Source organism: Bradyrhizobium sp. AZCC 1610 (assembly GCF_036924515.1).
Classification (GTDB): Bacteria; Pseudomonadota; Alphaproteobacteria; order Rhizobiales; family Xanthobacteraceae; genus Bradyrhizobium.
In genome coordinates this window covers 4166069-4186533 of record NZ_JAZHRR010000001.1, presented here as the reverse complement: position 1 = coordinate 4186533, position 20465 = coordinate 4166069, and the positions used below count along the sequence as shown (strand labels likewise).

Genomic DNA, 20465 nt, shown 5'->3' with positions numbered 1-20465 from the left:
TTCCGCCCAGGCGGCTAGTCGTCTCGGGGTCGGGACGAGGAGATGTCGGTCTTCGTCGAACAAGGAGACGATAGCAATGATCTGACAACGATCACTCTTGATCACCCCCATACAAGTATTCCAGAGACGTCAATGATTGAACCGATAAGCCGCGGCGTACTGGATACCCGCATGGGCGGGTATGACGACCTAATGTGGAGCGGTCACCTCCGTCATTGCGAGCGAAGCGAAGCAATCCACTCTTTCTTTGTGACGCGAGGTGGATTGCTTCGCTGCACTCGCAATGACGTGGATAGACCGCATCGTACCGGATACCCCCGTATGTGTGGGATATGACGACCCGTTGGCGACACGCAAAATCCTCAAGGCCGGCAGCGCGATCGAGGTTCACCGGTGTCAGTCACGCCCATGTGAGAAGCCGCTTTTCATTCGACGTTGACAATGACTGACCGGTCAGTCATATTAAGACCATGACAAAGGAAGCTACCAAAAGCGCCCGGAAATCCGCTCCAAAACCGGCCAACCGCCGGCCAGGGGCGAGGGCATCGGCCGGATCGAGCCCGCCACCCAAGCCCGCCTCCAACCGCGCCGAACGCGCGGCCGAGCGGCGCGGGGCCATTATCGAGGCGGCGATGGACGAGTTCATTGCGCGCGGGTTTGCGGCGACGCGGCTCGACGACATTGCCAAGCGCGCCGGGGTCGCCAAGGGCACGATCTACCTGCACTTCAAGGACAAGGAATCGATGTTCGAGGAATTGATCCGGACCGCGATCGTGCCGCTGGTGACCCGCTTGTGGGCGACGCCGCCGCAGCCCGGAGCATCGGTGCGCGACATGGTCGAGGGTTTCGCCAAAACCTTCATCGAGGAGGTGGCGACCACGCGGCGCGGCGACCTCGTGCGCCTGGTCGTCGCCGAGGGACCGCGATTTCCCGCGGTCGCCGACTTCTATTACCGCGAAGTGGTGTCCCGAGGCCTTGCGGGTATGCGTGCGCTGATCGAACTCGGCATCGCGCGCGGCGAGATCCAACACAAGAACCTAGCGCGGTTTCCGCAAATCATGGTGGCGCCCGCGCTGATTGCGGTGATCTGGCAGAGCCTTTTCAGCAGACATGCGCCACTGGACGCCCTCGAAATGTTTCGGGTGCATCTCGATCTGATTTTTGGCGAACGGAGAACGGCATGACGTCGTCGCGAACCATAACGATCCTGGCCGTGCTGACGCTCGCTGCCGTGCTCACGGGTTGCAATGAGCGCAAGGATCCGGGCTTTCAGGGCTGGGTCGAGGCCGACATGATCTTCGTCAGTCCCGATGAGACCGGCCGCGTCACCAAGCTCAATGTGCGTGAGGGCGACGAGGTGAAGCCCGGAATGCAGCTCTATTCGGTCGACGACGACTTGCAGCAGGCGGACCTCAATCAGAACAAGGCCACGCTCGCCAATGCACAGCAGACCTACGATCGCGCGGCGTCGCTGAGCAAGACCGGCTCCGGCACGCAGGCTAATCTGGATTCGGCGACCTCGGCGCTGCGCGTGGCCGAAGCCCGCGTCAACACCTCGCAGACCCGGCTGGCGCGGCGCAGCGGCTTTGCGCCGGTCGGCGGCACCATCCAGCAGATCTATTTCCGGGAAGGCGAGATGGTGCCGGCGCAGCGGCCGGTATTGTCGATCATGCCGCCCGGCAACATGAAGCTGCGCTTCTTCGTGCCGGAGACGGAACTGCCGAAGCTCGCGATCGGTGACGAGGTGAGGGTGACGTGCGACAATTGCGCGGCCGACCTGACGGCAAAGATCTATTTCATCGCGACCACGGCCGAATACACCCCGCCGGTGATCTACAGCCTCGATGAGCGCAACAAGCTGGTCTATTTGATCCAGGCGCGGCCGAGCCGGCCTGACGTGCTGCGCGTCGGCCAGCCGATCAGCGTGTTTCTCAACCCTCGAACGCCAATGGCGGACAAGCGATGAGTGCGGCTCCCGCATCAGGTCCCGACATCGCCATCAACGTCGAGGGCCTGTCAAAATCGTTCGGCGGCCGCGAGGTCGTGCATGACCTCTCGATGCAGGTGAAGCGCGGCTCTATCTACGGCTTCCTTGGGCCCAACGGCTCCGGCAAGACCACCACCATCCGCATGCTGTGCGGGCTGCTGACGCCGGACGCCGGCGAGGGCACCTGCCTCGGCTACGACATCCGCCGTGACGCCGACAAGATCAAACGCCTGGTCGGCTACATGACGCAGCGCTTCAGCCTGTACCAGGATCTCTCGGTGCGCGAGAATCTCGAATTCGTCGCACGGCTCTACGGCATGCGCGATGCGCGCAGCGCCGCGGCCGAGATGATCCGGCGCATCGGCCTGAGCGGCCGCGAGGAGCAACTCGCCGGCGAGCTTTCGGGCGGCTGGAAGCAGCGGCTGGCGCTCGGCGCCTGCACGCTGCCTAATCCGCAATTGCTGCTGCTGGACGAGCCGACCGCCGGCGTCGATCCCAAGGCGCGGCGCGATTTCTGGAACGAGATTCACGCGCTCGCCGCCGAGGGGCTGACGGTGCTGGTCTCCACCCATTACATGGACGAGGCCGAGCGCTGTCACGAGATCGCCTATATCGCCTACGGCCACCTGCTGGCGCATGGCACGGTGGACGAGGTGATCGCGAAGTCGGCGTTGTCGACCTACACGGTCTCCGGCGACGACCTCAACGGGCTTGCGGCTGAACTCGCAGGCAAGCCCGGCATCGACATGGTGGCGCCGTTCGGCACCAGCCTGCACGTCTCGGGGCGCGACAAATCGGCGCTCGAGGCGACCATCGCGCCTTATCGCGATACGAGGGGATGGCACTGGCAGGATAGCGAGCCGTCGCTGGAAGATGTGTTCATCGATCTCATGAACCGCTCAAAGGACAATTTCCAATGAGTGCAACCGAAGCTGTTCATCCCGTGGACGAGGCGAGGGAGCCGGCTTTCGGCTTCTGGCGGCGCAGCTATGCGATGCTGGTCAAGGAATTCATTCAGCTCCGTCGTGACCGCGTTTCGTTCGCGATGATCGTGATGATCCCGGTGATGCAGTTGCTGCTGTTCGGCTATGCCATCAACACCACGCCGCGTCATCTGCCGACGGCGGTATTGATACAGGAGGAGAGCGATCTGGCGCGCTCCGTGCTGAAGGCGCTGGAGAATACCAGCTACTTCCGCTTCACCCGCGAAGTGCACAGCGTCGCCGAATTCGACGACCTGCTGCAGTCCGGCAAGGTGCTGTTCGGGGTCGAGATCCCGCGCGGCTTCGAACGCGCGGTGCGGCGCGGCGACCGCCCGGCGCTGCTCGTTGCGGCGGATGCGACCGATCCGGTTGCGGCCGGCTCTGCGCTCGGCACGCTCGGCGTGGTGGTGCAGACCGCACTCGCACACGACCTCCATATCGGCGATCCGCCCGCAATGCCGTTCGAGATCAGGGCGCATGCCCGCTACAACCCGGCCGCGGAATCGCGGCTCAATATCGTGCCGGGCCTCGTCGGCACCATCCTCACCATGACCATGCTGATCTTCACCGCGCTGTCGGTGACGCGCGAAATCGAACGCGGCACGATGGAGAGCCTGCTGTCGATGCCGATCAGGCCCGTGGAAGTCATGTTCGGAAAGATCATTCCCTACGTGATCGTCGGCTTCATCCAGGCCTCGCTGATCGTCGGCATCGGGGTCCTGCTGTTCGGGGTGCCGATCCTCGGCAGCGTGGCGCTGCTGGCTGTTCTGACGACGCTGTTCATCACCACCAATCTGTCGATCGGCTACACCTTCTCCACCATCGTGCAGAACCAGTTGCAGGCGATGCAGATGTCGATGATGTTCTTCCTGCCCAGCATTCTGTTGTCCGGATTCATGTTTCCGTTCGCCGGCATGCCGGTCTGGGCGCAGTATCTCGGCGAGGCTCTGCCGCTGACGCACTACATCCGCATCGTCCGCGCCATCATGCTGAAGGGCGCTGCGCCTTCCAACCTGCAATACGACACGATTGCACTCATTGTACTGATGCTGGTGGCGATGACGATCGCCGTGACACGCTTCCGTCGCACGCTCGATTGAGGCATATAGTCGATGTCAGTTGATCGACGTCACGCTGCGCGCGCCCCGGAATGACAGGATAAGGGATGGCTGGGTTCTGGGGCAAAGGGAAGAGCGACCAAGACACGGGGGTGTCGGCTGACTTCCAGCGCGCGTTGATGCAGGAAGTGATGACGACCGAGCTGTTGCGGATCAAAGCGCTGATTGCCACCACCGCACTGCTCGCCATCATCCTCGGGACGGTCTATTTCTTCGCATCCGAGGCGGTGAGCCGCGTCTGGCACGGCAATCTGAAGCCGGAATATCTCTATTCGATCATCGTGCCGTTCATCCTGTTCGAGCTGTGGGTGCATAGCCAGATCACCCGGCACATGAAACAGGGGCGCGATTTGCCGGTGATCCGGCGCTATATCGGCGCGCTGATCGAGACTTCGATGCCGACGGTCGCGCTAGCGCTGCACATCAACAGCATGGGATCGGTGGCCGCGCTCGGCTTCGTGACGCCGATGATCTATTTCATCTTCATCATCCTCTCCACGCTGCGGCTGGATTTCTGGCTCTCGACCTTCACCGGCGCGGTTGCCGCCGTGCAGTTGTTCTGCATGGCGATGTTCTATCATCCGGCTATCGGCGACCAGGCCGAACCCCTCTATTATCACGCCGCGCGCAGCCTGATCCTCCTGATCTGCGGCGTGCTCGCGGGCGCGGTCGGGCACCAGTTGCGGCGGCAGTTCGAGGCGAGCATCAAGGCGGCAACCGCGCGCGACCGCATCACCAATCTGTTCGGCCAGCACGTCTCGCCGCAGGTGGTCGAACGCCTGATGGCCGAGGGCACAAAAACCGACAGCAACATCCGCCGCGTCGCCGTCATGTTCGTCGATTTCCGCAGCTTCACGGCCGGCGCGCGCACGCGCACGCCGCAGGAAGTCGTGGACCGGCTCGACGGCGCGTTTGCGGTGCTGGTCGACATTCTCGATCGCCACGGCGGCATCGTGAACAAATTTCTGGGTGACGGATTCCTGGCGCTGTTCGGCGCGCCGCTGGTAGCGCCGGACCCGGCTCACCGGGCGGTCGCCGCGGCGCGCGAAATGCTGGAAGCCAATGCGCGGGTCAACGAGGCGTCGAGCTGGCCGCTGCGTATCGGCATCGGTATTCATCTCGGTGAGGTGGTCGCGGGCAATATCGGTTCGCCGCGGCGCAAGGAATACACCGTGATCGGCGACACCGTGAACTTCGCCTCACGGCTCGAAGCGCTCAACAAGGACTTCAATTCGCAATTCCTGATTTCGGAAGCGGTTCGCGATGCGCTTGGCGAAGCATGCGGCGATGCCGTCTCGCTCGGCGAGGTCGAGGTCAGAGGCTATGAGCGGCCGATGGCCGTGTGGCGGTTGGGATAAGGGAGTATCGAAATGCAGCGGCGTTATATCACTGTGGACGTTTTCACCGATCGCGCCTTCGGCGGCAATCCGCTGGCCGTGGTTCTCGATGCCGGCGGGATGTCGACCGAACAGATGCAGGCGGTCGCCACAGAGTTCAATTATTCGGAGACGACTTTCGTGCTGCCGCCGGCCGATCCCGCCCACGACGCGCAGGTGCGCATCTTCACCGTGAACAGGGAGCTTCCGTTCGCAGGTCACCCAAATGTCGGCACTGCCTTCGTGCTGGCGACGTTGGCGGCAAAGCCACCGGCGCGGCTGCTGTTCGAGGAAGGAGCAGGCCTCGTGCCGGTCGAGATCGTGACCGAGCAGGGCAAGGTCGTCAGCACCGAATTCACGGCGCCGCAGCCGTTGAAGCGGATGTCACATCTTCCTGTCGAGCAGGCAGCGGCCTGCCTCTCGCTGTCGGCCGGCGACGTCAAGACCGACCGGCATGCACCGCAGATCATCTCGGTCGGGCTGTCGTTCCTGGCCGTCGAAGTCGCCTCCCGTGCGGCGCTACGGCGGGCCAGGCCGGATGCTGTGGCGTTCGCAAAAACCTTCCCGTGTGACGGCAGCGACGCCGTCTACTTCTATACCCGCGACGTGCCAGCCGGCGAAAAGCCATGCGAGCTGCAGGCGCGGATGTTTCACCCAGCCGTCAGCGGGCTGTCCGAAGACCCCGCGACCGGCAGCGCGACGGCGGCCTGCGCGGCGCTGCTGGCCGATCTCGACGACATCAAAGACGGCGAACTGAGATTGAGGATCGGCCAGGGCGTCGACATGGGACGGCCGAGCCTGCTGCTGACGCGCGTCCGCAAGAAAGATGGCGCGGTCGCATCCATTCATGTCGGCGGCAGTAGCGTGAAGATGATGGAGGGCACGTTCCGGCTTGATGGAGAGGGGTGATTACTTCGTAGCCCGGATGGAGCGCAGCGTAATCCGGGGCAGGTCGATCCGCCTTCGACACCGTTCCCGGATTGCGCTGCGCTCCATCCGGGCTACGAAGCTACGGTTCTACACTTGCGGCGCGACCAGATTCTCCACCTTCACACCGTCGCGGTCCTCGATGATCTCGGCGATCCATTGCCGGTGGCAATGGGTGTGGTCGCGCTCATAGCAGAGAATGCAGACTGGCCCCGATTGCTTCACCAACGCCGACAGCTCGTCGAGCTCCTCCTTGGCCTGAGCCGTCTTCAGATGCGCCGAGTAGATCCGGTGCAGCAAGCCAAACTTGCCGCTGCGCGCCGCCTCGCGGCCGGCCTTCGGCGTTCCGAGGCCCTTGAGGTGCAGATAGGAAATGCCGCGTTCGTCGAGGCCGGCCGCAAGCTGATTCTTCGAAAAGCCCGGCCGCCGCGAGGACGCGACCGCGCGCACGTCCACCAGCAGCTTGACGCCGGTAGCTTCCAACTCGTCGAGCACGGCCTTCGGCGGCGTCTGCTCGTAGCCGATGGTGAAGAGGCGTTTGGTCTTGCGGGCCATCGAGAGCGTCCGGATGTCGTCCGCGCAAGGCTACGGCACCGCCCGATCAATTTCCACATCGACGTTGCCGCCGGGGGCGGCGTGTCGCATAGTTCCGCAAAGAGCCCGTCGAAGCTCACTCTCTGGGGGAAACAGCATGAACCGCATTGGTCGCTCGCTCGCATGGTTGCTCGCGCTTCTCGCCTGCGGCGTTGTGGCAGCGCACGCACAGACCGGTTATCCCGACCGCCCGGTGAAAATCATCGTCCCGATCGGGCCCGGCGGCAGCTACGATCTGGTCGGGCGGCAGCTTGCGGACGCGCTGTCGAAGCGGATGGGGCAGGGCTTCGTGGTCGAGAACAAGCCGGGTGCCGGCACCGTGGTCGGCACGCAGGCGGCCAGCCAGAGCGCGCCGGATGGCTACACGCTGGTGGTCGGCGGGCTATCCAACATGGCGTTCAATTCGGCGTTGTATTCGAAGCTCGCCTACGATCCGCGCAACGATTTCGTGCCGGTCGCGCTGATCTACAAGTTCGGCTACGTGATGGTCGGCCGCAAGGATTTGCCGCACGCCAAGCTGCAGGACATCGTCGCCGCTGCAAAGGCCAACCCCGGTTCGATTTCGGTCGCGACCGCCGGCGTTGGCACCGGCCAGCATCTGGTGGCGGCTGCGTTCATGAAGGCCGCGGGCGTAAAATTTCAGGAGATACCCTACAAGGGTTCGCCGCCGGCCTTCGCCGACCTGCTCGCCGGCCGCATCGACCTGTTTTTCGATTCGATGGCCGCGGGGCTCCCTTACGTGCAGTCCGGGCAGGCGAGGGGCATTGCGGTGCTGTCGTCGAAGCGTAGCCCGCTGGCGCCTGACGTGCCGACGATGTCGGAAGCCGGCGTATCCGGCCTCGACGTCGATTCCTGGCTCGGGATATTCGCGCCCGCCAAAACCCCGCCCGAGGCGATCGCAAAACTGCGGAAGGAAATCCGCGCCTCGTTGCCCGAACTCAAGGAGCGTTTTGAGAAGAGTGGCGGAGAGGTGTGGGATCTGCCGGACGACAAGCTCGATGCCTTCGTCGCGTCCGAATACGACAACTGGACAAAACTGATCCGCGAAGCCGGCATCAAGCTGGACTAGGGAGTTACTTCACGCGCTCGATCAACTCCATCGCGCCGGCCGGTGCCCGCACCTTGCCCTCGTGGATGACATAGGCGAACACGTCGCGCGGCGTCTTCGCGGGCTTGGCCTTGTCGACACGCGGCAGATCGTCGGGTTCGCCGCCACCGGCCCAGGCCTGAAAGCGCTTGGCCCAGGCGTCGAGCTGCTTCGGCGGATAGCAGGTCTTGAGCTCGTCATTGCCCTTCTGCAGCCGGGCATAGACGAAGTCGCTGACCACGTCGGCGATCGCGGGATATTTGCCGTGCTCGGCGAATACGACAGGCGTCTCGAACTTGCGCAGCAATGCAATGAACTCCGGCACGCAGAAACTATCATGCCGCACCTCGACCACATGCCGTAGCGCGCGTCCCTCGAGTTTGCGCGGCAACAGTTCGAGGAACTTGCCGAAATCGGCCTCGTCGAATTTTTTGGTCGGCGCGAACTGCCACAGCACGGGCCCTAGCCGGTCGCCGAGTTCCAGCACGCCGGAATCGTAGAAGCGTTTTACGGAATCGCCGGCTTCCGCCAGCACACGACGATTGGTCGCGAAGCGCGGTCCCTTCAACGAGAATACGAATCCGTCGGGCACCTCGCGCGCCCATTTGCGAAAACTCTCCGGCTTCTGCGAGCCGTAATAGGTGCCGTTGATCTCGATCGAGGTCAGCTTCGATGCAGCGTAGGACAGCTCTTTCGCCTGCGTGAGCTTCTCCGGATAAAACACGCCGCGCCACGGCTCGAAGGTCCAGCCGCCGATGCCGATATAGATGCTGCCGCTATTTTTCGCGGTCGATTTTGAAGGCTTGCTCACGGGATGGCTCGTCGGAAATGGGGAGGGAGCTGGTGCATGTTAGCCAAGTCGGCCCTGATTGGCCAGTTTGCCAAGGCGTCGGTTCACAAGGCGTCGGTTCATAGGCGTGATCCCACGAAAAAAGGCTCCGGAAAACCGGAGCCTCGTGCTTCCACCCGTTTACGCCACGCCAAACCAGTTTCGCGTAGCGCCTTAAGATTTGCCGTGTGTTGCCGACGCCTTGCCCGTCACCCCCTTGAACGGGTCGAGGGTCTGCCTGGCAAGCCGGTTGTGGAGTTCGCAGATCTTCTGCGACTCGGCGACCGACGTTTCATAGGCCCGTTTCACGAATTCGGTCTGAACCGTCATCGCCTTGTCGAGCGAGCGAACGCCGCTGAGCTGTTCGACAAACGATCCGAACTCCTCGAACGATTTCCTTGTGTAGTCGCGATAGGCATTCGCGATGGTCTGCAGGCTTACCGGCGCAGGCTCGGCCGGTGACGGTTCGGCTGAGACGGACTCGGCTGAGACGGGCTCGGCGGGCGAGGGCTCGGACGGCGAGGGCGCAGCGGCCGGCTGCGGCTCGGGTGACGCGACGACGGCAACGGCAGGCTCTTCGACGGCCGGCTGCTGATCCACCTTCGGGCTCTCCGCGTGATCCGGCTGCGGCTGCTGCAGTTCTTGATCCTGATCCGGGCTTAGCGGTTGAGCCGGCGCAGGGCTCTCAGGCAAACTCTCCTGGGAGATGGCTTTTTTGCCCCGCTCCCCCTTGCCCTTGCGCCGTCCGGATTTCCCGGTCGGTTTGCCCTGGTCTGTATTCGACATCTTCTTCCCCTATTCCCTGTCAACCCAAAGGTCGAGACTCCGCCTTGTTTGCGATGGAATCGCGGTTCTTACTTGTCCGTTGCGCGGCGCTCGCGTGGTGAGATTTTGAAGGCGGTGTCGGTGGCCGGTCTTGTCGATGGCTGACGCCGGGACTATTCCTCGACAAGCTCTTTCCGTGATATCAGTTCCCGGTCAGGCGTAGGGGATAATTGAGTATGAATTCGCAGTCAGTCGCCGGTCTTTTGGGCGCCATCGTCGCCTCGATCGTGCTGGTGGTAGCAATTGCCTACGGGCCGATCGGCCAATATGGAAAGCCCGCCAAACCGGCCAGCATCCAGCAACCGGCGCCGGTGCAGCCGGCTCCTGTGGCGCCGCGCGGGCCGGTGATTCGGGAAGTGCCGAATTAGGAGGCGGATCGCCCCTTGCGGAACGCTGGCGGTGTTCCCACATCGAATCTAACGGCGACGTTGACGCTTCAAGGCTCCGGCGCAGGAACGACCATGAATAGTTTGGCTGCGCCGGATGTACGCGCGCCATCTGTTCGTGGTCGTTGGCATTTTCAGAGCATTTGCAAGCGAAGCAGGCCCCGGATCCGATCCGGCGACGGCTACCGGTTCGCGCGCGCCGGGCAGGCACCGGGTCGATTTCGCCCCCTTTTTCACTGCCCAGTCACCTCATTCCCTTAGCTCGCCTTGGCATGTCAGCCGGCTGCGGATATACGCTGCCGGTCATGAATCACGCCATCAAGCCGAGCCCAGAAACCGCGTCGCAGGCCGGCTTGCCTGAGCTTTCGGTCGTTGTGCCGACCTTCAACGAACGCGACAATGTCACCGTACTGTACCGGCGGCTGGAGGCCACGCTGACCGGCATTGCCTGGGAAGTCGTGTTTGTCGACGACAATTCCCCTGACGGAACCTGGCAAGTGGTGCGGGCGCTGGCGCAGAAGGATTCTCGTGTCCGCTGTATCCGCCGGGTCGGGCGCCGCGGACTGTCGGGTGCGTGCATCGAGGGCATTTTGGCCTCCAGCGGCCCCTATGCGGCGGTGATCGACGCCGACCTGCAGCACGACGAAACGCAACTGCCGAAAATGGTCGCGCTGCTGCGAAGCGGCGAGGCGGAACTCGTGGTCGGCAGCCGCTATATCGAGGGCGGCAGCGCCGATAGTTTCAACAAGCAGCGGGCAGGGGCCAGTCAGCTTGCAACCGAGGTCGCCAGGCGCGTCCTGAAGGTCGAGGTCGCCGATCCCATGAGCGGCTTCTTCATGATCCGCCGCGACCGCTTCGAACAACTGGCGCCGCAGCTTTCGACCCAGGGCTTCAAGATCCTGCTCGATATCATCGCGACCGCGGCGGGCAAGCTGCGCGCCGTCGAGATTCCTTACACCTTCGGTTCGCGTCAGCACGGCGAGAGCAAGCTCGATTCCATGGTGGCGCTGGACTTCCTCGGCCTGGTGCTGGCCAAGCTGACGCACGATGTGGTGTCGCTGCGTTTCCTGTTGTTCGCAATGGTCGGGGGCATCGGCCTTGTCGTGCATCTCGCGACGCTGTTCATCGCGCACGAAATCTTCAGGGAGCCGTTTGCGGAGGCGCAGGCGGCCGGCGCGCTGGTTGCGATGACCAGCAACTTCATCCTGAACAATTTTCTCACCTATCGCGACCAGCGGCTCAAGGGATTTGCGATCCTGCGCGGCCTGTTGCTGTTCTATCTCGTCTGCGGCGTCGGACTGCTCGCCAATGTCGGCGTAGCGTTCGCGGTCTTCGATCAGGAACCGATCTGGTGGCTCGCAGGCGCCGCAGGCGCGCTGATGGGCGTGGTCTGGAACTACGCGATGTCCGGACTGTTCGTCTGGCGCAAGCGATGACCGGAAAATGAATCCGAACGAGGCGCGGGTTGCCCTCAACACGGGTCTGGCGATCCTGGGGCTGGTTGGCTTGCGCCTGATTGCCGCGGCGTTCACGCCGATCACCTTCGACGAAGCCTACTACTGGATGTGGTCGAAGCATCTCGCCGGCGGTTATTACGATCACCCGCCGATAGTCGCAGTGGTGATCCGGCTTGGCACCCTGATCGCAGGCGATACCGAGTTCGGCGTGCGGCTGGTTTCGATCCTGCTGGCGCTGCCGATGAGCTGGGCGATCTATCAGGCCGCCGCCATCCTGTTCGGTAGTCGGCGCGTGGCCGCCTCGTCGGCGATCCTTCTGAACGTCACGCTGATGGCCGCGGTCGGCACCATGATTGTCACGCCGGACGCGCCGCTGCTGGTGGCTTCCAGTCTTCTGCTGTTTGCGCTGGCCAAGGTGCTGCACACCGGCCAAGGCGTGTGGTGGCTGGCGGTCGGCGCCGCCGCCGGTTGCGCGCTGCTGTCGAAATACACCGCGCTGTTCTTCGGACCGGCAATCCTGATCTGGCTGGTCGCCGTTCCCAAGCTGCGGCACTGGCTGATCTCGCCCTGGCTTTATCTCGGCGGCCTCGTCGCGCTGCTGCTGTTTGCGCCGGTCATTCTCTGGAACGCCGGGCACCACTGGGTTTCCTTCATCAAGCAGATGGGGCGGGCGAGGATCGAGGATTTCCGCCCGGTCTTCATCGCCGAACTGATCCCGACGCAGATAGCCTTCGCGACGCCGCTGGTGTGGATCCTCGGTGCGATGGGGCTTTACGCGCTGTTCCGCCGCCGCGCCGGTGCGCCGCCGGCGCGCGCACTCGTCAACACGATGTTCTGGGTCATCGTTGCCTATTTCGTCTGGCATTCGCTGCATGCCCGCGTCGAGGCCAACTGGTTTGCGCCGGTCTATCCTGCATTCGCCATCGCCGCGGCTGTCGCCGCGCATCTGGTCGAATGGGAGCCGCGCCGGCAGCGCCTGGTCGATTTCTGCCGGCGCTGGGCGGCGCCATGTGGCGTCCTGATGTTCGTCCTGCTGGTCGTGCAGGCCGACACCGGCGTGCTGTCGGGCTATCGCCGCGATGCCACCGTGCGCAGCGTCGGCGTCGGCTGGCGCGAGACGGCCGACGCGATTGAAGCTGTGAGGGCGCGAACGGGAGCTACCTGCGTGCTGGCCTCTGACTACGGTACCACCGGCTGGCTTGCCTTCTATCTGCCGAAGGACACTTGCGTCTCGCAGCAGAGCCAGCGCTTCCGCTGGGTCAATATGCCCGAGCCCGATACGATGAAACTCGCCGGTCCGTTGCTCTATGTCCGCGAGGTCTTCCGAGGCGATGCTCCGTTGAAGGACAAGTTCGCCCGCGTCGAGAAGATCGGCGAGGTCGAGCGCAAGCGTGGGTCCTTCGTGATCGAGACCTATGCGCTTCATCTGATGCAGGGCCCGAAGGGCGACGTGTTTGACCGCACGCCGCCGCCGGAATTGCAGTAGGCCGCGAAGCCGGTCACTCCGCGGCGTCGGGATGTGTGCGTTGATCGATCGTGGGACGTTCGCCGTGCCACAGCCAGACCGTGAGGGTGCCTGACCTGCCGCGAATCTGCGCCTCGACGGGGCCGGCAAGGCTTCCGGTTTTCAGCCGGGCGCCGGTGCCTTCGGCCGCGATGCGCAGCGTATCGCTCAGCGCCAGCCTGACATCGTGGTGGGCCGCTACTTCCATCAGACGGCTCGCCACATTCACGGTGTCGCCGGTTGCGGTGATGTGCTGATGGTTGCGGCCGCCGAGGCGCGAGGCGACGATCGGTCCGAAATGCGCACCGATCTTGAAGCCGATCCGCACCGCGATCTGCGGCGGCAATGCTGCGATCCAGCGTTCGGTCTTGACGCAGAGGGCGATCGAACATTGCCCCGCGCGCGCGGCATCATCCGGCGCCGCCTTCGGCAGGCCGAACAGGATCATGGCGCCATCACCCAGGAAGCTCGTGATCACGCCGCCGCACCGCGTCACTTCCTTGTCGACCAACGCGTGAAACTCCTTCACCAGTCCCCTCGTGGCGTCCGGATCGAGCGTTTCGCTGAGTGAGGTAAATCCGGACAGGTCGACGAACACGACGGCGGCATTCTGCCTGACCGGTGCCACCAGGAAGTCGGGATCGCGCGTCAGCCATTCCTGCAGGCCCGGCGTCTGGAATTGCTCGAGCAGCTTGTTTTGCGCAGCGAGATGCTGCGCGCTGCTCCGGCCCGACCATAGCTGCAACGTACCGAACAGGACGACCGGCGGCACTGCCGCGGCCATTGTCGTCGCGGCGTCGAGCCATATGCCGTACGCGAGAGCAACCGTGTTCGCAGCCGCCCATGCGAGCATCACTGCGCTGACAGCGAGGAGCCCAATCGCGTTTCGCCGCCACGCCAGCAAACCGACCAGCAGTATCGGGAGCAGGATCGTCGTAATGGCCTCGACGATGCGAACCGGCCGGTCGCGCACGACGCCGTCGCCTGCGACCAGATGCGTAATCGCGGTGGAAATGATTTCCACCCCCGGCATCAGTGAATCGAACGGCGTCGGAAAGAAGTCGCCGGCGCCGGTTGCGGTCGCGCCGAGCACGACGATCCGGCCCTGAATGGCTTCCTTGGCGACGTTGCCGTCGATCAGATTTGCGGCGGTGACGGTGCGAATGGTGCGGCGCGGGCCGTAATAGGAAATCGGCAGCGCATAACCGGAAGCGGTCGCGATCGGCCGATCGCCGAACAGCAGGCGGTCGGGCTCAATCGTCAGCTTCTGGCCGATCGCAATGGATGCGACGCGAAGCGGAAACGACAACTCGATCTTGTCGTTTGTCCGGAACAGCATCGGGACCGACAGCGGCGTGCCGGTCTGGGAAGCGGTCGGCCGTCGGCAGGCGGGCCAGCGGCCCGTCGTCTTCTGCGGAAGGCTGCAGGATGTTGGAAAACACCGCCGCCGCCGCAAGCACGGTCGGACTCGCCGCCAATGATTGCGCGAGGGCCGCATCGCCATCGGCGGATCCCTTGTCGACCAGCAGAAGATCGATCGCGATTACCTTCGGCTCCAGCCGCGCGATCGCCTCGACGATTTTGGCTATCTCCGCGCGCGGCAGGGGATAGGCGCCGCTGAGCGTAACCATGGTGTCGTCGATCGCAACGATCGTGACGAGGTCCGGCGGCGCCTTTACGCCGCGCGCCAGTGTTCGCACATCGGTCAGTGCCGACTCGAGCCGGTCGAGAAACCGCAAATAGCCGCTTGAATGGCCGAGCCATATCGCGCCTGCCCACAATCCCGTGCAAAGCAACGCAACCAGAATATGAAGACGTCGATGGCTCATTTGCCCGGCTTCTATTGTCCCAATCTTGCCATTAGGGCGGTAACGCGCGCAGGCGGCCAGCGCTTGACGATCAGGTCGCCTGATGTCTCGACGTCGACGCCGTCGCCGGGGCCAAGCACGACGCTGCCGCGGCCGGCGGATCGCGCGACGCTCACGCGGCCGTCGACGACGAAGACGGAGGTCTTTCCGCCCTCGGCATCAACAGCCCATTTGGTGCCGCGTACCGCGGCAATCGCCTGCGGCGTCAGCACGTTGAACCTGACACGGCCCGGCTTCTTCGGCACCTCGAGCAGCAGGGCCTTGTTGCTGAGTTCGACGGAATCGACGTGGCCGTCGCGGTTGCGATCCCCGAGCTCGAACTTCGCGCCGCTTTCGGCCACGATCGTGATTGCCGCCGGGCAATGCAGGGTTTGCGTTCCCTGGGCCGTCGGCGCGGACGTGCAGCCCGGTTTCGCTGGCTGGGCCAAGGCATGACCAGCGAGGAGGCCAAGGCTCGCAACAGCGATACTTACGGCGCGTGCCGGTATGGTCATGGCAGCTTCCCCTTCGGGGTACGGGCGAAACAGGTGTGGGTGATACGCCACCGTATCACAAGGCTAGCCTCCAGTGCAAAGCCATCGGCAGGCGATAGTATGTCTGCATCCGGCGGTTAAGGTTCGGTGATAGCTCCCATGCAGAAAATCCGCGCAAATCGGCTCCAAACCGGGCGGAAACGGCGGTTGTAGGCCGAATTTTTTGCCCGCGGCTGTCGGCGGGATGGGGGTCCAAAGCGTCTTGTAATGGTCCAACCCGATACGAGGTATTGCCATGTCCGGTTCCGCACTGAAACCTGCCGCTGAACTCGCACGCGGAAATAGCGTGCGCTTTCCCAACGAGAGCGCCGAGTATCGCCGCGCCCGCGAGCAATTGCTGACGGAAGAGATCGAGCTGCGCCGTCACATCGAACGCGTCGCCGAATTGCGCCGCGCGCTGCCGCCGGGAGGCGCAGTGACGAAGAACTATGAATTCGAAGGCGAGGGCGGCAAGACAACCTTGCCGGACCTGTTCGGCAACAAGCAGACGCTCGTGATCTACAGCTACATGTTCGGTCCCGCGCGCGAGCAACCGTGTCCGATGTGCACGTCCTTCATGAGCACCTGGGAAGCAAAGCTGCCCGATGTCGAGCAGCGCATCGCGTTTGTCTTCACGGCGCGTTCGCCGATCGCGCGGTTGATCGCGGCCAAGAAGGCGCGCGGTTGGACGCGGCACCGGATCTATTCGGACCCGTCTGGTGCATTCACGCGCGATTACGTCAGCGCGGCGGATGCAGACATGCCCGGCTATAATGTGTTCACGCGTCACGACGGCAGCATTCGTCATTTCTGGTCCGGCGAAATGGGGCCATCGACCGCCGATCCCGGACAGGACCCGCGCGGCGCGCCCGACTTCGATCCGCTGTGGACCATCTTGGATACGACGCCGGAAGGCCGCGGCAAGGACTGGTACCCGCGGTTGAGCTATTAGCGCCCGGGGCGGGCAAAGCCATTCGCGTTGTGATACCTCGCTGCGAACTGAACGGACCTCTGTTGCGACCGACAAGGGATCCTCCGAAGCCTCGAACGGTTTTCGATATGAAGTGTTTGCAGTGAAGGAGAACTGATGCGATCCGATCCCTACCAGGAGCGGGCCAGGGCTTTGGCCGCCGAAGCCGGGCTCGACCCCGATGCGAAGATCGATCGGCCCGGCCAGCGGCCGATGCCGACCTGGTGCCTGTTTCGCGATGCCGCGCGCAAGGAGACGCTTGCGCGCGATGCGCAGGCCGTTGCCGTTGATATCGCGCTCAAGCCGCAGGCTCAGCAATACCAGAACAGCCCGCTGAAGATCTTCGGCAAGCACGATGAGGCGACGATCGCGCAGATGCGCAATTGCATGTCGGTCGGCAATGCGGTCGCCGGCGTGATTTGCGCCGACGGCCATCTAGGCTACGCCCAGCCGGTCGGCGGCGTGATTGCCTATGAGAAGCAGATCAGCATCTCCGGCGTCGGGTTCGACATCGGTTTCGGTAACATGGCCGTGCGCCTCGACACGCCGTTCAGCCAGATCGAAGGCAACGTCGGCACGATCATCAAGGACGTGCACAACGTGATCTCGTTCGGCGTCGGACGCAGCAACGACGAGCGCGTCGAGCATGAACTGTTCGACGACGCCGATGCGTGGCGTGAATCCGATATGGGCGCTTACCGGCAGAAGGCGGTCTCGCAACTCGGCACCGTCGGATCGGGCAACCACTATGTCGACCTGTTGCGCGACGAGGAGGGCCTTGTCTGGATCGGCGTGCACTTCGGCAGCCGCGGCCTCGGCCATACCAGTGCGACCCGCTACCTCAAGGCCGCGGGCGGCAAGGACGGCATGAACGTGCCGCCCGCTGTCATCGATGAGGACAGCGAGATCGGGCGGCGCTACATCGCGGCGATGCAACTCGCCGGGCGCTACTCCTATGCCGGTCGCGAGTGGGTGATCGAGCGCGTGCGCAGGATCATCGGCGGCGAAGTCACCGACATGGTTCACAACCACCACAATTATGCGTGGCGGGAGAACCATGGCGGCAGGGATTTGTGGGTGGTTCGCAAGGGTGCAACCCCGGCATTTCCCGGCCAGCGTGGCTTCGTCGGCGGATCGATGGGCGACGATGCGGTCATCGTTGAAGGCGTCGATAGCGAGGAGGCGAAGGCTTCGCTCTACTCGACGGTGCACGGCGCGGGCCGCTTGTTTGGCCGCAAGGAGGCCAAGCGGCGATTCACACGGGCCGAGATGGACGCGTGGCTGCAATCGCGTGGCGTGACGCTGGTAGGCGCTGACCTCGATGAAAGTCCGATGGCCTATCGCAGGCTGCCGGAAGTGCTGGCCGAGCACGCCGGTTCGATCAGGGTGCAGCACACGCTGCGTCCGTTCGCGGTGGCGATGGCCGGCGAGAATGAGTTCGACCCGTTCAAGGATTGAGGCCGAACTTGGCCCGATATGGGACATCCGGCGCGCACAATGCCGGATGTCCCTGATTGGGACTGATCCCCGCATCGTTACGGGGTAATTTCCCCAATAGTTCCATGGATTTGGGCCCGCCTTATATCCGCCCGCGTTTAAGCCGGATTTAACTAAAAGTCGCCTTAATGACGCTCTGTGCCTCTGCGAGATGCTGCAGGGAACGTCTCCGGACGCAGCATCAATGGGGGACTTGGTGGAATTGTTCTGGGCGTTGTGTGAATGAGTAAGCGTACGCGTGCGTTCGGCCCTGCGGCCCACAACCGCAGGAAATCCTCTCGCAAGGGTATTCCTCAATATTTCCTCGGCGGTGTCGCGGTCGCGGGCCTCGTGCTGGGCTGCGCCTGGACCGTTTACACCAACGTGCTCGGCGCCAGCGTCTATCCATCCGTGAACGGCGCCGCCTTCGAGGCGCCTGCCGTCAAGCATACGACCACCGCCGCTGCCCGTCCGGTGCAGCCGGCTTTCAACGAGATATTCGCATCGCTGCCGCAACAGTCCCTGGTGATCCCCGCGCCAGAGAACGTCGCGTCTTCGCTGATGTTCACCGAACGGTTCGCCGCAGCGGCGGCGCAAGGCGCGCCATCCAGAGCTGTCGAGCCCCAACCGGTCGAAGCGACGAAGCTGGCGGAAGCTTCGCCGCGGGCCGAAGCGCAAAAGGCCGTTCAGGCGTCGAGGCCTGTTGAGACGCCGAAGCCGAAAGTTTCCGCACCGGCCACCAAGCTCGCGTTGAACGTTCCGGCAACGACGCCGAAGGAGGCCGAGGCCAAGACTGTCGAAGCCAGAACTGCGGAGGACAAGGCCGCGAAGCCATCCGGTACTTCCGTTCGCGATATGGCGCAGCGCGCCAAGGCCGCCGTGATGTCGATTGCTTCCAACGAGAAGCAGACCATGGTCGAAAAGCTGTGGGGCAAGCAGCCGGCAGCCGGAGGGCTCCTGGCTTATGCATCCGCCGACGCCAGTGTCACCGGCAGCATCATCGATACACGAAGCCAGAACCCGATGATGGGCGGATCGCCGCCTTATGACCGCCAGACCGCGGTGTACGATATCGCCGCCAAGACGGTGTATCTGCCCGACGGCACCAGGCTGGAGGCGCATTCCGGCCTCGGCTCCAAGATGGATGACGTGCGCTATTCGCATGTGCGTATGCAGGGCGTGACGCCGCCGCACATCTACGAACTGAAGCCGCGCGAGGCGCTGTTTCACGGCGTGCCGGCGCTGCGGCTGACGCCGCTCGGCGGCGAGGAAAAAATCCACGGCCGCGACGGGCTGCTCGCGCACACCTACATGCTCGGGCCGAGCGGCCAGTCCAACGGCTGCGTCTCGTTCAAGGACTACTACGCGTTCCTCGACGCCTACAAGAACAAGGGCATCCGCCGCCTCGCGGTGCTGGCGAAGATCCAGTAAGCGGCGCTGGCGCTGCAGGAGGGCCGTCATACTCCGCGAAAGCGAGGTATCCAGTACGCTGCGGCCTATCGGTTCAATCATTGACGTCTCTGGAATACCGGGTCGCCCGGTCAAGCCGGGCGATGACGAGTAGGAGCTGCCACCGTCATTGCGAGCGAAGCGAAGCAATCCATCCATCCCCATGCTGAGCTATGGAATGCTTCGCTGCGCTCGCAATGACGCAGATACGAGTTCGCCCTCTCGCGACATGATCTGCCCGAGGCCTGCAACTTCGTTTGTCGCCCTCTTTGTCAGAGGGCGCAGGGAAGACCGGGTGCGCGCCGCACCCGCGGTCTCGCGTGCTATTTGCGCAAACAAAAATGCACACGAGCATACAGGTTCGGCGGAAACACTCCGACCTTCCCTGCGCAATGGCTTTACGGCTTACTTCGTGCTCTCCCCGGTGAACGGCTTTCTTGCCACCGTCGCTCCACGAGGTAACCCGTGAAACTTAGCGCCAGCACCGCGGCGTCAGGACCACACGACTTCGCCGTACGCTTTGAACCACACACGTCAGTCGCAGCTCTCGCGTCCATCGCATCTCACCGCACGTTCGTGACGATGGCCAACGCCCCTCATCTGCCGTGAGACGGGCGGAGTTATGCCGATGATTTGCTTTGGAAGTTAAGCGGAATATTTTTGCGGCTGAAGCCGCGCGAGGCGCTGTTTCACGGCGTGCTGGCACTGCGGCTGACGCCGCTCGGCGAAGAGGAAAAAATCTATGGCCGCGACAGGCTGCTCGCACACACCTACATGCTCGGGCCGAGCGGCCAGTCCAACGAAGCATCGAGCTCGGATGAGCAATTGCGCATCAGAGAATCCACTTATCCCGAATCTCAGGACGATATTTGCGGATCCAGAGCCGGCAGCGGGTTTTGCATTCGAGCGAAGCCGGACAACCCACCTGCGCCGCGATCATCAAAAGCTTTGTCGAGCGCGAAAGGCAAATGCTGGAAACGCTCGATCCGGCGGAGCGGCGCGAACCGAGAGCACTTGCCATGTGCCGGAATTGGAACTTTCGGGCACTGTTACCGTATTACCCATGCGTATTTTTCGGTTGCGTCCGGCGGCCCATTTGCATCTAACTCTTAAGGCC

The 20465-nt window shown here is 63.5% G+C and carries 19 protein-coding genes and 1 pseudogene; 14 read left to right on the top strand and 6 right to left on the bottom strand.

The window, feature by feature from the left end; translation table 11 throughout:
* Window positions 1–470: 470 nt before the first annotated feature.
* The 6 genes from V1279_RS20800 (at window position 471) to V1279_RS20775 (ending at window position 6373) form a co-directional block, all read left to right on the top strand.
* Window positions 471–1184 (top strand): TetR/AcrR family transcriptional regulator, encoded by a 714-nt coding sequence (locus V1279_RS20800; protein WP_334439518.1) that lies wholly within the window; start codon window positions 471–473, stop codon window positions 1182–1184.
* Window positions 1181–1966: an HlyD family secretion protein gene (locus tag V1279_RS20795; protein ID WP_334439515.1), complete on the top strand. Its 786-nt coding sequence runs from the start codon at window positions 1181–1183 to the stop codon at window positions 1964–1966. Before V1279_RS20800 ends, V1279_RS20795 begins: the two co-directional genes overlap by 4 nt.
* Window positions 1963–2907 (top strand): ABC transporter ATP-binding protein, encoded by a 945-nt coding sequence (locus V1279_RS20790; RefSeq protein WP_334439513.1) that lies wholly within the window; start codon window positions 1963–1965, stop codon window positions 2905–2907. The genes V1279_RS20795 and V1279_RS20790 overlap by 4 nt, the downstream gene beginning before the upstream one ends.
* Complete coding sequence (locus V1279_RS20785; protein WP_334439510.1) at window positions 2904–4070, top strand: ABC transporter permease; 1167 nt, start codon at window positions 2904–2906, stop codon at window positions 4068–4070. Before V1279_RS20790 ends, V1279_RS20785 begins: the two co-directional genes overlap by 4 nt.
* Before the next feature lie 65 nt (window positions 4071–4135).
* A complete protein-coding gene (locus V1279_RS20780; protein ID WP_334439507.1) occupies window positions 4136–5446 on the top strand; it encodes an adenylate/guanylate cyclase domain-containing protein in 1311 nt (436 codons plus the stop codon).
* 12 nt (window positions 5447–5458) lie between these two features.
* The gene (locus tag V1279_RS20775) at window positions 5459–6373 is read left to right on the top strand and encodes a PhzF family phenazine biosynthesis protein (protein ID WP_334439505.1); all 915 of its coding nucleotides are present in this window, start codon (window positions 5459–5461) and stop codon (window positions 6371–6373) included.
* Between the two features lie 108 nt (window positions 6374–6481).
* Here V1279_RS20775 and V1279_RS20770 read toward each other — a convergent pair whose 3' ends face one another.
* Complete coding sequence (locus V1279_RS20770) at window positions 6482–6946, bottom strand: DUF488 domain-containing protein (protein WP_334439503.1); 465 nt, start codon at window positions 6944–6946, stop codon at window positions 6482–6484.
* A gap of 136 nt (window positions 6947–7082) precedes the next feature.
* Here V1279_RS20770 and V1279_RS20765 point away from each other — a divergent pair, with 136 nt between their 5' ends.
* Window positions 7083–8054: a Bug family tripartite tricarboxylate transporter substrate binding protein gene (locus V1279_RS20765; protein ID WP_334439500.1), complete on the top strand. Its 972-nt coding sequence runs from the start codon at window positions 7083–7085 to the stop codon at window positions 8052–8054.
* Window positions 8055–8058: 4 nt separating this feature from the next.
* Here V1279_RS20765 and V1279_RS20760 read toward each other — a convergent pair whose 3' ends face one another.
* Both V1279_RS20760 and V1279_RS20755 read right to left on the bottom strand, forming a co-directional pair.
* On the bottom strand, window positions 8059–8883 hold the full coding sequence (locus tag V1279_RS20760) for a DUF72 domain-containing protein (protein ID WP_334439498.1): 825 nt from the start codon (window positions 8881–8883) through the stop codon (window positions 8059–8061).
* 192 nt (window positions 8884–9075) lie between these two features.
* The gene (locus V1279_RS20755; protein WP_334439495.1) at window positions 9076–9687 is read right to left on the bottom strand and encodes a phasin family protein; all 612 of its coding nucleotides are present in this window, start codon (window positions 9685–9687) and stop codon (window positions 9076–9078) included.
* Between the two features lie 215 nt (window positions 9688–9902).
* Here V1279_RS20755 and V1279_RS20750 point away from each other — a divergent pair, with 215 nt between their 5' ends.
* From V1279_RS20750 to V1279_RS20740, 3 genes are all read left to right on the top strand, one after another.
* Entirely contained in the window at window positions 9903–10094 is a 192-nt protein-coding gene (locus V1279_RS20750; protein WP_334439493.1) for a hypothetical protein, read from the top strand.
* Window positions 10095–10417: 323 nt separating this feature from the next.
* On the top strand, window positions 10418–11548 hold the full coding sequence (locus tag V1279_RS20745; RefSeq protein WP_334439490.1) for a glycosyltransferase family 2 protein: 1131 nt from the start codon (window positions 10418–10420) through the stop codon (window positions 11546–11548).
* Between the two features lie 7 nt (window positions 11549–11555).
* Complete coding sequence (locus V1279_RS20740; RefSeq protein ID WP_334439487.1) at window positions 11556–13055, top strand: glycosyltransferase family 39 protein; 1500 nt, start codon at window positions 11556–11558, stop codon at window positions 13053–13055.
* Between the two features lie 13 nt (window positions 13056–13068).
* On the opposite strand, the gene V1279_RS20735 is transcribed toward V1279_RS20740, so the two are convergent.
* From V1279_RS20735 to V1279_RS20725, 3 genes are read right to left on the bottom strand one after another with little or no spacing between them, the layout of a single operon-like run.
* On the bottom strand, window positions 13069–14382 hold the full coding sequence (locus V1279_RS20735) for an adenylate/guanylate cyclase domain-containing protein (protein ID WP_334439484.1): 1314 nt from the start codon (window positions 14380–14382) through the stop codon (window positions 13069–13071).
* Window positions 14327–14902 carry a CHASE2 domain-containing protein gene (locus V1279_RS20730; RefSeq protein WP_334439482.1) on the bottom strand — a complete coding sequence of 192 codons (576 nt, stop codon included), beginning with the start codon at window positions 14900–14902 and terminating at the stop codon, window positions 14327–14329. The genes V1279_RS20735 and V1279_RS20730 overlap by 56 nt, the downstream gene beginning before the upstream one ends.
* An 11-nt stretch (window positions 14903–14913) precedes the next feature.
* On the bottom strand, window positions 14914–15435 hold the full coding sequence (locus V1279_RS20725; RefSeq protein ID WP_334439479.1) for a FecR domain-containing protein: 522 nt from the start codon (window positions 15433–15435) through the stop codon (window positions 14914–14916).
* 274 nt (window positions 15436–15709) lie between these two features.
* Between V1279_RS20725 and V1279_RS20720 the strand changes: the two genes are divergently transcribed.
* From V1279_RS20720 to V1279_RS37880, 4 genes and pseudogenes are all read left to right on the top strand, one after another.
* Entirely contained in the window at window positions 15710–16405 is a 696-nt protein-coding gene (locus tag V1279_RS20720) for a DUF899 family protein (RefSeq protein WP_334439476.1), read from the top strand.
* Between the two features lie 135 nt (window positions 16406–16540).
* Entirely contained in the window at window positions 16541–17881 is a 1341-nt protein-coding gene (locus V1279_RS20715) for an RtcB family protein (protein WP_334439473.1), read from the top strand.
* Window positions 17882–18142: 261 nt separating this feature from the next.
* Window positions 18143–19330 carry a tlde1 domain-containing protein gene (locus V1279_RS20710; RefSeq protein WP_334439471.1) on the top strand — a complete coding sequence of 396 codons (1188 nt, stop codon included), beginning with the start codon at window positions 18143–18145 and terminating at the stop codon, window positions 19328–19330.
* A 684-nt stretch (window positions 19331–20014) separates the two neighbouring features.
* Window positions 20015–20149, top strand: a pseudogene (locus V1279_RS37880) (tlde1 domain-containing protein); the annotation flags it as partial.
* Between the last annotated feature and the right edge of the window lie 316 nt (window positions 20150–20465).